Origin of the sequence: Pseudomonas sp. WP18, from assembly GCF_036689585.1 — a bacterium.
GTDB lineage: Bacteria > Pseudomonadota > Gammaproteobacteria > Pseudomonadales > Pseudomonadaceae > Aquipseudomonas > Aquipseudomonas chlororaphis_E.
In genome coordinates this window covers 2250740-2266690 of the sequence record NZ_CP144758.1, presented here as the reverse complement: position 1 = coordinate 2266690, position 15951 = coordinate 2250740, and the positions used below count along the sequence as shown (strand labels likewise).

Genomic DNA, 15951 nt, shown 5'->3' with positions numbered 1-15951 from the left:
TTTTCAAGACACTCATTGAACTGCTATGCGCGATCCAGCCCCTTCTGACACACAAAAGAAGCGCGTCATTGTCGGCATGTCCGGCGGCGTGGACTCTTCCGTTTCCGCCCTTCTGCTGATCGAGCAGGGTTATGAGGTGGAAGGCCTGTTCATGAAGAACTGGGAAGAAGACGACGGAACCGAATACTGCACCGCCATGGACGACCTCGCGGACGCCCAGGCCGTGTGCGACAAGATCGGCATCAAGCTGCACACCGCCAACTTTGCCGCCGAGTACTGGGACAACGTGTTCGAGCACTTCCTGGCCGAGTACAAGGCCGGTCGCACGCCGAACCCGGACATCCTCTGCAACCGCGAGATCAAGTTCAAGGCGTTCCTCGACTACGCGATGATGCTCGGCGCCGACCTGATCGCCACCGGTCACTACGTGCGCCGCCGCGACATCGACGGTCGCACCGAGCTGCTCAAGGGCCTGGACCCGAACAAGGACCAGAGCTACTTCCTGCATGCGGTCGGCGGCGAACAGATCGCCAAGACGCTGTTCCCGGTGGGCGAACTGGAAAAGCCCGAAGTACGGGCCATCGCCGAGAAACACGCCCTCGCCACCGCGAAGAAGAAGGACTCCACCGGGATCTGCTTCATCGGCGAGCGCCGCTTCAGCGACTTCCTCAAGCAATACCTGCCGGCCCAGCCAGGCGAGATCAAGACAACCGAAGGCGAAGTCATCGGCCGCCACCATGGCCTGATGTACCACACCATCGGCCAGCGCCAGGGCCTGGGCATCGGCGGCCTGAAAGACGCCGGCGAAGAGCCGTGGTACGTACTGATCAAGGACCTGGAACACAACGAGCTGATCGTCGGCCAGGGCAATGACCATCCGTGGCTGTTTTCCCGCGCCCTGCTCGCCTCCGACATCTATTGGGTCAACCCGATCGACCTCAGCGAGCCACGCCGCCTGACGGCCAAGGTCCGCTACCGGCAGGGCGACCAGCCTTGCACCCTGGAAAAGACCGCCACCGGCTACCGAGCCACGTTCGACGATCCGCAACGGGCGGTCACGCCTGGCCAGTCCGTGGTGTTCTACGATGGCGAAATCTGCCTGGGCGGCGGCGTCATCGAAGTGGCCGAGCCCTGGAGTAGCAAGGCATGACCCCGATCCAGGAACAACTGACGGCGTTGGGCGGCGTGTTTCTCGCCGCCGTGCTGGTGGACCGGATCGCCAAGACCGGCCAGGCCTCCGAAGCGGGCCTGAGCTGCATGCTCGGCAGCCTGCTGGTTCGCGACCCCAAGGACACCCTGGAAGTCTACGGTGGCGACGACCTCAACCTGCGCGAAGGCTACCGCGCACTGGTCGGCGCCCTGGAGCGCGACCCCAGCGCCTTGCAGCGCGAACCGCTGCGCTACGCCCTGTCTATGCTGGGGCTCGAGCGCCAGCTGGCCAAGCGCGACGACATGCTGGAGACCATCGGCAAGCGTCTGCCGCAGATTCAATCCCAGGTCGAACACTTCGGCCCGTCCCACGAGAATGTCGTGGCCGCCTGTGGCGCCCTGTACCAAGACACCCTGAGCACCCTGCGCCAACGCATCCAGGTGCACGGCGACATGCGCAACCTGCAGCAACCGAGCAACGCCTCGAAGATCCGCGCCCTGCTGCTCGCCGGGATCCGCTCGGCGCGGTTGTGGCGGCAACTGGGCGGCCATCGCTGGCAACTGGTGATCAGCCGGCGCAAGTTGCTGAAAGAGCTTTACCCATTGATGCGCAACGAATAAGTCGCTTCAACCGGTTTTTTTTGTGGCGAGGGGATTCATCCCCGTTGGGCTGCGAAGCGGCCCCAAACCAGGTAACTCGGTGCGCCAAGAAGATTGAGTTCGCTGCTTTTAGGGCTGCTGCGCAGCCCAACGGGGATGAATCCCCTCGCCACAGGTAATAAACAGTTTTATTTCGTTACGCGTAACACGCCGGTCAGTTGGCGACGGATCGGCGATTGTTTTCATGTATGATACGCGCCCCATTTCGTTGCCCGACTGTCCGAGAACACCCCATGCAGCTCTCTTCGCTCACTGCGGTTTCCCCTGTAGACGGCCGCTACGCCGGCAAAACCCAGGCCCTGCGCCCGATTTTCAGCGAGTACGGCCTGATCCGTGCCCGCGTCCTGGTTGAAGTGCGCTGGCTCCAGCGCCTGGCCGCCCACCCCGCCATCGGCGAAGTCCCGGCGTTTTCCGCCGAAGCCAACGCGGTGTTGAACACCCTGGCGGACAACTTTGCGCTGGAGCATGCCGAGCGCGTCAAAGAGATCGAACGCACCACCAACCACGACGTCAAGGCCATCGAGTACCTGCTCAAGGAGCAGGCGGCCAAGCTGCCGGAACTGGCCAACGTGAGCGAGTTCATTCACTTCGCCTGCACCAGCGAGGACATCAACAACCTGTCCCACGCCCTGATGCTGCGCGAAGGCCGTGACGAGGTGATGCTGCCGCTGATGCGCCAGGTCGCCCAGGCGATCCGCGAGCTGGCCATCCGCTTTGCCGACGTCCCAATGCTGTCCCGCACCCACGGTCAACCGGCATCGCCGACCACCCTGGGCAAGGAACTGGCGAACGTGGTGTACCGCCTGGAGCGCCAGATCGCTCAAGTGGCCGCCGTGCCGCTGCTGGGCAAGATCAATGGCGCCGTGGGCAACTACAACGCCCACCTGTCGGCCTACCCGGACATCGACTGGGAAGCCAACGCCCGCGCCTTCATCGAAGACGAACTGGGCCTGAGCTTCAACCCGTACACCACCCAGATCGAGCCGCATGACTACATTGCCGAGCTGTTCGATGCGATCGCGCGCTTCAACACCATCCTGATCGACTTCGACCGTGACATCTGGGGCTACATCTCCCTGGGTTACTTCAAGCAACGCACCATTGCCGGCGAAATCGGTTCCTCGACCATGCCGCACAAGGTCAACCCGATCGACTTCGAAAACTCCGAAGGCAACCTGGGCATCGCCAACGCACTGTTCCAGCACCTGGCGAGCAAGCTGCCAATCTCCCGCTGGCAGCGCGACCTGACCGACTCCACCGTGCTGCGCAACCTGGGCGTGGGCTTTGCCCACAGCGTCATCGCCTACGAAGCCAGCCTCAAGGGCATCGGCAAGCTGGAACTGAACGAGCAGAAGATCGCCGCCGACCTGGACGCCTGCTGGGAAGTCCTGGCCGAGCCGATCCAGACGGTCATGCGCCGCTACAACATCGAAAACCCCTACGAAAAACTGAAAGAACTGACCCGCGGCAAAGGCATCAGCCCTGAAGCGTTGCAGACTTTCATCGATGGCCTGGACATGCCCGCCGACGCCAAGACCGAACTGAAGAAGCTGACCCCGGCCAGCTACATCGGCAACGCCGCGGCACAAGCCAAGCGCATCTGACGCACCGCTGCACCCTTGAGACGCCCGGCCGCGCCGGGCGTTTTTATTCGCGTATGAAAAGTATATTTTTTCAATAGGTTACACATGAATCCTGATATTCCTCTGCAACTTCTGGGCGGCATCACGGCACGGGAGTTCTTGCGCGACTACTGGCAGAAAAAGCCCCTGCTGATCCGCCAGGCCATTGCTGACTTCGAAAGCCCGATCGATGCCGACGAACTGGCCGGCCTGGCCCTGGAAGAAGAAGTCGAATCGCGCCTGGTGCTCGAGCACGGCGAGCGCCCCTGGGAACTGCGTCGCGGCCCGTTCGCCGAAGACGAATTCAGCCAACTGCCGGCGCGAGACTGGACCCTGCTGGTGCAAGCCGTCGACCAGTTCGTCCCGGAAGTCAGCGAACTGCTGGAGCACTTCCGCTTCCTGCCAAGCTGGCGCATCGATGACGTGATGATCAGCTTCGCTGCCCCTGGTGGCAGCGTCGGCCCGCATTTCGACAACTACGACGTGTTCCTGCTGCAAGGCCATGGCAAGCGCAACTGGAAGATCGGCCAGATGTGCGACTCCGACAGCCCGCTGCTGCCCCACGCCGACTTGCGCATCCTCGCCGACTTCGAGGCCACCGACGAATGGGTCCTGGAACCCGGCGACATGCTCTACCTGCCGCCGCGCCTGGCCCATTGCGGGGTGGCCGTGGATGACTGCATGACTTACTCCGTGGGCTTTCGCGCACCGAGCGCGGCCGAAGTGCTGACCCACTTCACCGACTTCCTCAGCCAGTTCCTGCCGGACGAAGAACGCTACACCGACGCCGATGCGCGCCCGGTGAGCGATCCACACCAGATCCAGCACGACGCCCTCGACCGCCTCAAGGGCCTGCTGGCCGAACACATGAGCGACGAACGCCTGCTGCTGACCTGGTTCGGCCAGTTCATGACCGAGCCACGCTACCCGGAACTGGTGGTTGGCCCGGAACTGGAAGAAGACGACCTTTTGGCCGGCCTGGAACAAGGCGCGGTGATCATCCGCAATCCGAGCGCGCGCCTGGCCTGGTCGGAAGTCGACGACGACCTGCTGCTGTTCGCCAGCGGCCAGAGCCGCTACCTGCCGGGCAAGCTGCGCGATCTGCTGAAGATGATCTGCGCCGCCGACGCCCTGCACATCGAGAACCTCGGCCCCTGGCTGGCCGATGAAGACGGCCGCGGCCTGATCTGCGAGCTGGTCAAACAAGGCAGCCTGGGGTTCGCCGATGAATAAAATTCACGTTCGTGTCGCAGACTGGCAAAAGGATAACGCCGAGATCCGGCGCATTCGTGAAGCGGTGTTCATTGCCGAGCAATCCGTCCCACCCGAGCTGGAATGGGATGCCGACGACCAGGGCGCCGTGCACTTCCTCGCCTTCGAAGGCGATTTCCCCATCGGCACCGCGCGCCTGCTGACCGACGGCCATGTCGGGCGCGTCTCGGTGCTCAAGGACTGGCGCGGCCTGAAGGTCGGCGACGCCCTGATGCACGCGGTGATCGCGGAAGCCGAGAAGCGTGGCCTCAAGCAACAGAAACTCAGCGCCCAGGTGCACGCCACGCCGTTCTATGAGCGACTGGGCTTCGCCGTGGTCAGCGAGGAGTTCCTGGAAGCCGGGATCCCTCATGTGGATATGGTGCGCGGTAGCGCCTGAGCGCTGCGCCCCACGATTGATCGAGCACCAGCAAGAAAGCCATGGGCTTGCATGCAGGTTGCCCAAATAAATGGATCGGCAAAAAAGCGGCCATCGTGAGATGGCCGCTTTTTTGCATAACACCTAATACCAGAAACCTTCCTTAAGCACCCTCCCGATAAACGGATCACCGTTGGTCAATACTGCCATTTCTGACAGTAGCCGCTTGAATCGTCAGCCCCTAGCATCGAACTGAAACTTGGAAAAGACGATGAAGTTAGGTCTGCTGCCTACGCGTTGCACACATGGGCACCCAGAACAGTATGTGAGTTTAGCTTTTCCAATCCTTCAGTTTATGTTTATGCCGAATGGAGAAGTGAAATGACAGCTATGATTCTAAATCCCCTTTATGATGAGATTGCAGTCGCCCGCAGACCCAAAGTGACAGGCACCAGCAGCCCAAACGCTGCCATCACGCTCTACGAGTCCAATGTCGGTAATAAGATATGGGGTAGCACTTATGCAGATGCCAGTGGCAACTGGACCCTTGTACCCAGCGAAGACCTGCCGCTGGGGAGGTTTGGGCTAGTAGTCTCGGAAAATGGTGAATGGTCGAATAATCGTTATGTCCAAGTACGGGATTGGGACTTTCTCATTAACACCCCCGAAGAGGATGCCCGAGTAATACGACGCCCCACGATATCCGGAATCTCCGAACCCGATTCAAAAATAGATATTTATGAGTCTAATGTCGGAAACAAGATATGGGGTAGCGGCCATGCCGACAAATATGGATCTTGGAGCATTACACTTTCCGAAGATCTACCAGACGTCAGGTTTGGGCTGGTTGCCAATGATGGTAAACAATGGTCAAACAATCGATATGTCACTGTAACGGCGGGTGTTCTCTCTCCGACGCCGTCTTTTTCTCTGCTCATCTGGTACCCTCACGAGGATGATCAGGTACCACGACGCCCCACGGTAGCCGGATTCGCCGAACCCAATTCAAAGATAGATATATATGAGGCTAATGTCGGCAACAAGATATGGGGCAGTGGCAATACCGACCCATATGGATATTGGAGCATCGATCTTCCCGAGGATCTGCCAGAGACCAGGTTTGGTCTGATTGCCAGTGATGGCAAACAATGGTCGAACAATCGATATGTCAATGTATCGAACTTGGGCAATCCATCCCCAGGGCAAAACACCGCCCTGAACATCGACAGGCCCGGCGAGGACACTCAGGTATCGCGGCGTCCGATGGTATCCGGAACCGCTGCTCCAAATTCGAAAATTGACATCTACGAGTCATATGTCGGAAACAAGATATGGGGCAGCGGTTATGCTGACCAGTATGGACGATGGTACATTATCCTCTCCGATGATCTGCCGCAGACCAGGTTCGGGCTGGTCGCCAACGATGGTAATGGTTGGTCAAACAATCGATATATTTATGTGGCCCCCTCCCCCCCAGACATCGACAAGATCGCCCACCAAGTGACTGGCTATTTAAACGAGATTGTCCCGTTTGCGAATAAAATACTTGGACTTATACAAAGCGGCGCTTACACCCCTCCCTCCGGGGGCGGAAGTGCAATACCTATTACAGGAGATGTTGTAGGTGTCGCCTTGAATGTATACAACGATATAAAAGAGTATGGCTTCATATGGAATAGAACACCTGACACCACACGCCACGACCGCACGGGGGTCATACTCACAGTCGACGCAAATACGCGGACTCCGCAACGTGCCAGCGTATCCGTAAGCAGGGACTGGCTGGTGTCATTTGTATCTTCAAGTGTTGCTTTCCCGGTGCCGATCCCCCTGCCTGCCGACACATGGGAATACGGCCATAATCTTTACTGCAAAGCAGCTGGCGACACCAATTATCCTATAGCCAGCGGTGACAATAACTTCCCTTTCAATGGGCCGGGAGCCTATGTTGGACAATTGCTCTATAAGTTTGGGGAGAACGGAAAGGCCTTGCCGATTTATAACGAACACTATGCAAGCACACTGAGCGAGCAAGGTGAACTTTTTCTGAGAATGAACATACCTGACGAGCGGCTTACCCGATGCTACGGCGCCATGCAGGTTTACGTCGGCACATTCAGACCCAGTGGAGAACTCGTATTCGTTACAGTAATCCCGGACAGCGGCTGGGTCAGGTGCGGCATCACCAGACATCAGAACTGGGACAAGATCGTTCACTTGGGAAATTCCAGTGAACCGATATTCATGGCGCTCGATGCACCGGCCGTCTCACGAAAAAACAACTGGGGAGCCCCGGCGCTCACCACTACGGTTGCCTCGATTTCAGGAGATTGCGGCCCAGCAGGCGTATCGGAAAAACTTATTTCCATCGTCGGCGACACGTCTTATCCCTACAGCGGGCCAGGCGCCAGATATGGCCAGCTCATCTATAAATGGGGAGAAAACGGGACACCGCTGCCCGCTTGGCATTCGGAGGAGCGAGGTGAACAGAAGATCGGAGACATTTTCTTGAGAATGAACGACAGGGGAGACGGCATGCATGACAACCAGTCAAGCCTAATACGAGTCATTGTCAGCTGAGGCGCGGCAGACTTTCTGAGACAATCTCATCAGATGGGCGGTTCGCCGCCTATCGCTCTACCAGACGCCTGTCCAAGAAAACGCCCCGCCATCCTCCAATGCCGGGGCGTTTTGCTGCCTATCATTCAACTTGCACCACGCTGGGCCGACAAACTGGCAATATCAAGCCTTTGTCCCGCGGAGAAATGGAATGTCCCTACGCACCCTCCTGACCACCCTGCTACTGGGGTGCAGCCTGTCTGTGATGGCCGACACGCAAATCGTCCCATTGAATTACCGAACCAGCGCCGACTTGCTGCCGGTGGCGCAGAATTTCATGGGCAAGGACGGCCAGGTCAGCGCCTATGGCAATCAACTGATCGTCAATGGCGAGCCCGGCAAGATCGAAGAACTGCGCCAGTTCCTGGCACAACTGGACACCGCCCCCAAGCGCCTGCTGATCACGGTCGACACCAACGAGAACAATCTGCAGGGTGACCAGGGCTATTCCATCAACGGCGCCGCCCCCAGCCAGACCCGCATCATCAACCGCAGCACCGCGAGCCGCGACGGCGGCGTGCAGCAGGTGCAGGCCAGCGAAGGCCAGCCGGCCCTGATCCAGGTGGGCCAGAGCGTGCCGTTCACCAGCAGCCAGAGCGACAACTACGGTCGCGTGCAGAGCCAGACCGAATACCGCAACGTCACCCAGGGTTTCTACGTCACCGCTAGCGTCACCGGCGAAACCGTTCACCTGAGCATCAGTACCAACCGTGACCGCATGAGCCAAGAACGTCCCGATGTAGTGAACGTGCAAAGTACCGACACAACCGTCAGCGGACGCCTGGGCGAATGGATCACCCTGGCCGGAGTGAATCGCCAGACCCAGGCCGATAAACAGGGGCTGACCCGCAGCTACTCGACCCAGGGCCGCGATGACATGATTTTGCGGGTCAAGGTCGACACCCTGAACTGAAGCACCAAAAACTGACTGATGAGTCGTATTAGACCAAAGATGTAGTGCTCAAAAAAAAGCACTACAAAACGTTTGACGAGCCAAAAAACCGAAGGCATGATGGCCTCGCTCCCGCTAATCAGGGGCCCTGGCAAGGGCCTTCGGGTCGACGCTTGCAACCACCCTGCGAGCCGATTCGTGTCTGTACCGCCCACAAGGTGTGTTTGACGAGGTTGCGACTGGAACGAAGTTGTCCCGAGGGACGGAAGCGTAACTAGGTAACCCGGCATCACTCTGAGTTCGTATAAAGGCCCACGACGCCCGCATGCGCCCGCAGTTCGCCCCTACCTGCTCACTTTCCCCTCGAGCCCATCGTTCATCCCGTCGCCGCCCCGCCTGAACCGACTTGTCCGCCCGGCCCCCTGGCCAGCGAGCAGCCTCCTTCGCCAATGACTGGCGCCGTAGGCACGCAGGACATTTGACCCAGACCGATTTTTTCTACACGACGCGACGAGGTTTATCTCCATGGCACTGACACGCGAACAGCAAATTGCAGCCCTTGAAAAAGACTGGGCTGAAAACCCGCGCTGGAAAGGCGTGAAGCGCAATTATTCCGCTGCTGACGTCGTCCGCCTGCGTGGCTCGGTTCAACCTGAGCACACCTTTGCAAAGATGGGCGCCGAGAAGCTGTGGAACCTGGTCACCCAGGGCGCCAAGCCATCCTTCCGTCCCGAGAAAGATTTCGTCAACTGCATGGGCGCCCTGACCGGCGGCCAGGCCGTTCAGCAAGTCAAGGCCGGCATCCAGGCGATCTACCTGTCGGGCTGGCAAGTGGCCGCGGACAACAACTCCGCCGAGTCGATGTACCCTGATCAGTCGCTGTACCCGGTGGACTCGGTGCCAACCGTGGTCAAGCGCATCAACAACTCGTTCCGTCGCGCCGACCAGATCCAGTGGAAAGCTGGCAAGAACCCGGGCGATGAAGGCTACATCGACTACTTCGCACCGATCGTGGCTGACGCCGAAGCCGGTTTCGGCGGCGTCCTGAACGCCTACGAACTGATGAAGAGCATGATCGAGGCAGGCGCCGCCGGCGTGCACTTCGAAGATCAGTTGGCCTCGGTGAAGAAATGCGGCCACATGGGCGGCAAGGTACTGGTTCCGACCCAGGAAGCCGTGCAGAAGCTGACCGCTGCCCGCCTGGCCGCCGACGTTGCCGGTGTACCGACCATCATCCTGGCCCGTACCGACGCCAACGCTGCTGACCTGCTGACCTCCGACTGCGACCCGTACGACCAGCCGTTCGTGACCGGCACCCGCACTCAGGAAGGCTTCTACAAGGTCCGCGCCGGCCTCGACCAGGCCATCGCCCGCGGCCTGGCCTACGCGCCGTACGCCGACCTGATCTGGTGCGAAACCGCCAAGCCGGACCTGGACGAAGCCCGTCGTTTCGCCGAAGCGATCAAGAAGGAATACCCGGACCAGATCCTGTCGTACAACTGCTCGCCTTCCTTCAACTGGAAGAAAAACCTGGACGACGCGACCATCGCCAAGTTCCAGCGCGAACTGTCCGCCATGGGCTACAAGCACCAGTTCATCACCCTGGCCGGCATTCACAACATGTGGCACAGCATGTTCAACCTGGCGCACGACTACGCCCGCAACGACATGACCGCCTACGTGAAGCTGCAAGAGCAGGAATTCGCTGACGCTGCCAAAGGCTACACCTTCGTGGCCCACCAGCAGGAAGTGGGCACTGGCTACTTCGACGACATGACCACCGTGATCCAGGGCGGCACCTCGTCGGTGACCGCGCTGACCGGTTCGACCGAAGAAGAACAGTTCCACTGATCCGCCTGAACGGCCCTTGCGGACCGAGTAAAAACTAACCGCAAGGCCTATATCTGACGCCCCGACCGGTTCGGGGCTTTTTTTCGCCTACGCTTCAAGGGGCGAAGCGCCCTTGTGGGAGCGGGCTTGCTCGTGAAGGCGACGCGCCAGGCAATGAATGCACAACTGACACACCGCTTTCGCGAGCAAGCCCGCTCCCATCAGAAACGAAAGAACCTTCAGAAAAATTGATCGAACGCAGTATCGGGCAGTCTGAAAAAGAGTAAAACGGCCGGCGCTGACAATTGCAGTCACTACCCTGTAAGAAAAGTACTCAGCTACTGCGCGGGCTTACTTGATGAAACGCCCGCACAAACAATAACAATTATCATTTAGGCGAACATCTCTTTGTTACAACCAACGCGAAATATTATTGAAGAATCAACGGCCAATGCCCATCCCACCGGGGCCGCGGGGCCTTGGAGGTGCGCTATGTCCTTATTCCAATAAATAATTTCGCTATAGGAATTTTACTTGCCCGGTGTTTAGCCATAAAATCACCGCGATTGATTGCTGCGACATATCGTCACTGCGTTATTTCTTTTCAAGCTCAGAGGCCCTTGCCCTCTGTTAAGGATTTCCAGCATGCCCGAAGCGACAGGACTCATGGCCCACAACTGGGGCTTTGCCATTTTCCTTCTGGGCGTCGTCGGCCTGTGTGCCTTCATGCTCGGCGTGTCGAGCCTGCTCGGGTCAAAAGCCTGGGGCCGCAGCAAAAACGAACCGTTCGAGTCCGGCATGCTACCTACCGGTGGCGCCCGCTTGCGGCTCTCAGCCAAATTCTATCTGGTCGCGATGCTCTTCGTGATCTTCGATATCGAAGCCCTCTTTCTCTTTGCATGGTCTGTGTCCGTCCGCGAAAGCGGCTGGACCGGATTCGTCGAAGCACTCGTTTTCATAGCAATTCTGTTGGCAGGTCTTGTCTACCTTTACCGGGTGGGGGCACTTGATTGGGCTCCGGAAGCTCGGCGCAAGCGGCAAGCGAAGCTGAAACAATGAGGCTTTGGCAATGCAATACAATCTCACCAGGATCGACCCCGATGCTCCTAACGAGCAGTATCCGATTGGCAAGCGGGAAACCGTCGCCGATCCGTTAGAAGATCAAGTCCACAAGAACATCTTCATGGGCAAGCTCGAAGACGTGCTGAACAGCACGGTCAACTGGGGTCGCAAGAACTCCCTGTGGCCGTACAACTTCGGCCTTTCGTGCTGCTACGTGGAAATGACCACCGCCTTCACGGCGCCCCACGACATCGCGCGCTTCGGCGCCGAAGTGATCCGGGCCTCGCCGCGCCAGGCGGACTTCATGGTTATCGCCGGAACCTGCTTCATCAAGATGGCGCCGATCATCCAGCGTCTCTATGAGCAGATGCTCGAACCCAAGTGGGTGATCTCCATGGGTTCGTGCGCCAACTCCGGTGGCATGTACGACATCTATTCCGTCGTTCAAGGGGTGGACAAGTTCCTGCCCGTGGACGTCTACGTGCCTGGCTGCCCACCTCGCCCTGAAGCTTTCCTGCAAGGCTTGATGCTGTTGCAGGAGTCGATTGGCCAGGAGCGTCGCCCACTGTCCTGGGTCGTTGGTGATCAAGGCGTTTATCGCGCCGAGATGCCGTCGCAAAAGGAACAGCGTCGCGAACAGCGTATCGCAGTCACCAACCTGCGCAGCCCCGACGAAGTCTGATCCAGCTCTGTTCCTCACAGTAGAAACGAGAACCTGGCTTCATTCTTTACGTTGACCGAAAGCGATAAATAACCATGACTACAGGCAGTGCTCTGTACATCCCGCCTTACAAGGCAGACGACCAGGATGTGGTCGTCGAACTGAACAACCGTTTTGGCGCCGACGCGTTCACCGTCCAGTCGACCCGCACCGGCATGCCGGTGCTGTGGGTTGCCCGCGCCCGACTCATCGAAGTCCTGACCTTCCTGCGCAACCTGCCCAAGCCGTACGTCATGCTCTATGACCTGCACGGCGTGGACGAGCGTCTGCGCACCAAGCGCCAGGGCCTGCCCGACGGCGTCGACTTCACCGTGTTCTACCACCTGCTGTCGATCGAGCGTAATAGTGACGTAATGATCAAGGTCGCCTTGTCCGAGAGCGACCTCAGCGTGCCGACCGTGACCGGTATCTGGCCGAACGCCAACTGGTACGAGCGTGAAGTGTGGGACATGTACGGGATCGACTTCCCCGGCCACCCGCACCTGTCGCGCATCATGATGCCGCCGACCTGGGAAGGTCACCCGCTGCGCAAGGACTTCCCGGCCCGGGCCACCGAGTTCGACCCCTTCAGCCTGTCGCTGGCCAAACAACAGCTCGAGGAAGAAGCCGCGCGCTTCAAGCCTGAAGACTGGGGCATGAAGCGTTCGGGCGCCAACGAGGACTACATGTTCCTCAACCTGGGTCCGAACCACCCTTCGGCCCACGGTGCGTTCCGCATCATCCTGCAACTGGACGGCGAAGAAATCGTCGACTGCGTCCCGGACATCGGCTACCACCACCGTGGCGCCGAGAAAATGGCCGAGCGCCAGTCCTGGCACAGCTACATCCCGTACACCGACCGCATCGATTATCTCGGCGGGGTGATGAACAACCTGCCGTACGTGCTCTCGGTCGAGAAGCTGGCCGGGATCAAGGTACCGGAGAAGGTCGACGTCATCCGCATCATGATGGCCGAGTTCTTCCGTATCACCAGCCACCTGCTGTTCCTGGGCACCTACATCCAGGACGTCGGCGCCATGACCCCGGTGTTCTTCACCTTCACCGACCGCCAGAAGGCCTACACGGTGATCGAAGCCATCACCGGTTTCCGCCTGCACCCGGCCTGGTACCGCATCGGTGGCGTCGCCCACGACCTGCCGCGCGGCTGGGAGAAGCTGGTCAAGGACTTCGTCGAATGGATGCCCAAGCGCCTGGACGAATACACCAAGGCTGCCCTGCAGAACAGCATCCTCAAGGGCCGGACCATCGGGGTTGCCGCGTACAACACCAAGGAAGCCCTGGAATGGGGCGTCACCGGTGCCGGCCTGCGTTCCACCGGTTGCGACTTCGACCTGCGCAAGGCACGCCCTTACTCCGGCTACGAGAACTTCGAATTCGAAGTCCCGCTGGCCGCCAACGGTGACGCCTACGACCGCTGCATGGTTCGCGTCGAGGAAATGCGCCAGAGCGTCAAGATCATCGACCAGTGCCTGCGCAACATGCCGGAAGGCCCGTACAAGGCGGATCACCCGCTGACCACGCCGCCGCCCAAGGAGCGCACGCTGCAGCATATCGAGACCTTGATCACGCACTTCCTGCAGGTTTCGTGGGGCCCGGTCATGCCGGCCAACGAGTCCTTCCAGATGATCGAAGCGACCAAGGGCATCAACAGTTATTACCTGACGAGCGACGGCGGCACCATGAGCTACCGTACCCGGATTCGCACCCCAAGCTACCCGCACCTGCAGCAGATCCCTTCGGTGATCAAAGGCAGCATGGTCGCGGACTTGATCGCGTACCTGGGTAGTATCGACTTCGTTATGGCCGACGTGGACCGCTAAGCATGAACAGCACGCTTATCCAGACAGACCGTTTCGCCCTCAGCGAAACCGAGCGCTCGGCCATCGAGCACGAGCTGCATCACTACGAAGACCCGCGCGCGGCGTCGATCGAAGCCTTGAAGATCGTTCAGAAGGAACGTGGCTGGGTGCCTGACGGCGCGCTCTACGCCATCGGCGAGATCCTCGGCATCCCGGCCAGCGATGTCGAGGGCGTCGCCACCTTCTACAGCCAGATCTTCCGCCAGCCGGTGGGCCGCCACATCATTCGCGTCTGCGACAGCATGGTCTGCTACATCGGCGGCCACGAGTCCGTGGTCAGCGAGATCCAGGGCAAGCTGGGCATCGGCCTGGGCCAGACCACCGCCGACGGCCGCTTCACGCTGTTGCCGGTGTGCTGCCTGGGCAACTGCGACAAGGCACCGGCGCTGATGATCGACGACGACACCTTCGGTGACGTCAAGCCTGAAGGCGTCGCCAAACTGCTGGAGGGCTACGTATGACCCTGACTTCCTTCGGGCCCGCCAACCGCATCCAGCGTTCGGCCGAAACCCATCCCCTGACCTGGCGCCTGCGCGACGACGGCGAAGCCGTGTGGCTGGACGAGTACCAGGCCAAGAACGGCTATGCCGCCGCGCGCAAGGCGTTCGCCGACATGGCCGCGGACGACATTGTCCAGACCGTGAAGGACTCCGGCCTCAAGGGCCGCGGTGGTGCGGGCTTCCCCACGGGCGTGAAGTGGGGCCTGATGCCCAAGGACGAATCCATCAATATCCGCTACCTGCTGTGCAACGCGGACGAGATGGAACCCAACACCTGGAAAGACCGCATGCTGATGGAGCAACTGCCCCATCTGCTGATCGAAGGCATGCTGATCAGTGCTCGCGCGCTGAAGACCTACCGCGGCTACATCTTCCTGCGTGGCGAATACACCACCGCCGCCAGGCACCTCAACCGTGCCGTGGAAGAAGCCAAGGCCGCGGGCCTGCTGGGCAAGAACATCCTGGGCAGCGGCTTCGATTTCGAGCTGTTCGTCCACACCGGTGCCGGGCGCTACATCTGCGGTGAAGAAACCGCGCTGATCAACTCCCTGGAAGGCCGCCGCGCCAACCCACGCTCCAAGCCGCCCTTCCCTGCCGCCGTGGGCGTGTGGGGCAAGCCGACCTGCGTGAACAACGTCGAGACGCTGTGCAACGTGCCGGCAATCATTGCCGACGGCGTGGACTGGTACAAATCCCTGGCCCGCGACGGCAGCGAAGACATGGGCACCAAGCTCATGGGCTTCTCCGGCCGAGTCAAGAACCCGGGCCTGTGGGAACTGCCATTCGGCGTCACCGCGCGCGAGCTGTTCGAGGACTACGCCGGCGGCATGCGCGACGGCTACACGCTCAAGTGCTGGCAGCCAGGCGGCGCCGGTACCGGCTTCCTGTTGCCGGAACACCTGGACGCACAAATGTACGCCGGCGGCATCGCCAAGGTGGGCACCCGGATGGGTACCGGCCTGGCCATGGCGGTGGACAACAGCGTCAACATGGTGTCGCTGCTGCGCAACATGGAGCAGTTCTTTGCCCGTGAATCCTGCGGCTTCTGCACCCCTTGCCGTGACGGCCTGCCGTGGAGCGTCAAGCTGCTGATGGCCATCGAGAACGGCCAAGGCCAGCCTGGCGACATCGAGACCCTGCTGGGCCTGGTGGGTTTCCTCGGCCCAGGCAAGACCTTCTGTGCTCACGCACCGGGTGCCGTGGAGCCGTTGGGCAGCGCAATCAAATACTTCCGCCCTGAATTCGAGGCCGGCATCGCGCCAACCCGCGCCGGTGACCTCAATCAGGTGGTCACGCCGACCATGGTCGGCGCGTAACGACGCTTTACCAGGCGAAGGGTCCGTGCCCTTCGCCTTTCGTCCGATGACGCCTTTTCACCGAGGCTGTTTGGATTCGGACGAACGACAA

The 15951-nt window shown here is 60.1% G+C and carries 13 protein-coding genes; all 13 read left to right on the top strand.

What is annotated here, in order from left to right; translation table 11 throughout:
• Positions 1-25 precede the first annotated feature (25 nt).
• A complete protein-coding gene (gene mnmA, locus V5F23_RS10170) occupies positions 26-1150 on the top strand; it encodes a tRNA 2-thiouridine(34) synthase MnmA (protein ID WP_042732086.1) in 1125 nt (374 codons plus the stop codon).
• Positions 1147-1770, top strand: a complete 624-nt coding sequence (gene hflD / locus V5F23_RS10165) for a high frequency lysogenization protein HflD (RefSeq protein WP_042732087.1) — start codon at positions 1147-1149, stop codon at positions 1768-1770. The genes mnmA and hflD overlap by 4 nt, the downstream gene beginning before the upstream one ends.
• Before the next feature lie 272 nt (positions 1771-2042).
• Positions 2043-3413, top strand: a complete 1371-nt coding sequence (gene purB, locus V5F23_RS10160) for an adenylosuccinate lyase (RefSeq protein ID WP_042729779.1) — start codon at positions 2043-2045, stop codon at positions 3411-3413.
• Between the two features lie 84 nt (positions 3414-3497).
• Positions 3498-4664, top strand: coding sequence for a cupin domain-containing protein (locus tag V5F23_RS10155; protein WP_042729780.1), 1167 nt, complete (start codon positions 3498-3500; stop codon positions 4662-4664).
• Complete coding sequence (locus tag V5F23_RS10150) at positions 4657-5082, top strand: GNAT family N-acetyltransferase (protein WP_042729781.1); 426 nt, start codon at positions 4657-4659, stop codon at positions 5080-5082. The genes V5F23_RS10155 and V5F23_RS10150 overlap by 8 nt, the downstream gene beginning before the upstream one ends.
• 360 nt (positions 5083-5442) lie before the next feature.
• Positions 5443-7641 (top strand): hypothetical protein, encoded by a 2199-nt coding sequence (locus V5F23_RS10145; RefSeq protein ID WP_212803624.1) that lies wholly within the window; start codon positions 5443-5445, stop codon positions 7639-7641.
• Positions 7642-7831: 190 nt separating this feature from the next.
• On the top strand, positions 7832-8593 hold the full coding sequence (locus V5F23_RS10140) for a secretin N-terminal domain-containing protein (RefSeq protein ID WP_042729783.1): 762 nt from the start codon (positions 7832-7834) through the stop codon (positions 8591-8593).
• Between the two features lie 504 nt (positions 8594-9097).
• Complete coding sequence (gene aceA, locus V5F23_RS10135) at positions 9098-10423, top strand: isocitrate lyase (protein ID WP_041021072.1); 1326 nt, start codon at positions 9098-9100, stop codon at positions 10421-10423.
• A gap of 624 nt (positions 10424-11047) precedes the next feature.
• The gene (locus V5F23_RS10130; protein ID WP_030141323.1) at positions 11048-11461 is read left to right on the top strand and encodes an NADH-quinone oxidoreductase subunit A; all 414 of its coding nucleotides are present in this window, start codon (positions 11048-11050) and stop codon (positions 11459-11461) included.
• 10 nt (positions 11462-11471) lie between these two features.
• Positions 11472-12146 carry an NADH-quinone oxidoreductase subunit B gene (locus V5F23_RS10125; RefSeq protein WP_030141322.1) on the top strand — a complete coding sequence of 225 codons (675 nt, stop codon included), beginning with the start codon at positions 11472-11474 and terminating at the stop codon, positions 12144-12146.
• A 74-nt stretch (positions 12147-12220) separates the two neighbouring features.
• Complete coding sequence (gene nuoC / locus V5F23_RS10120; RefSeq protein ID WP_042729784.1) at positions 12221-14005, top strand: NADH-quinone oxidoreductase subunit C/D; 1785 nt, start codon at positions 12221-12223, stop codon at positions 14003-14005.
• A 2-nt stretch (positions 14006-14007) separates the two neighbouring features.
• Positions 14008-14505 carry an NADH-quinone oxidoreductase subunit NuoE gene (nuoE, locus tag V5F23_RS10115; RefSeq protein WP_042729785.1) on the top strand — a complete coding sequence of 166 codons (498 nt, stop codon included), beginning with the start codon at positions 14008-14010 and terminating at the stop codon, positions 14503-14505.
• Positions 14502-15860 (top strand): NADH-quinone oxidoreductase subunit NuoF, encoded by a 1359-nt coding sequence (gene nuoF, locus V5F23_RS10110; protein ID WP_042729786.1) that lies wholly within the window; start codon positions 14502-14504, stop codon positions 15858-15860. Before nuoE ends, nuoF begins: the two co-directional genes overlap by 4 nt.
• Positions 15861-15951: the final 91 nt, after the last annotated feature.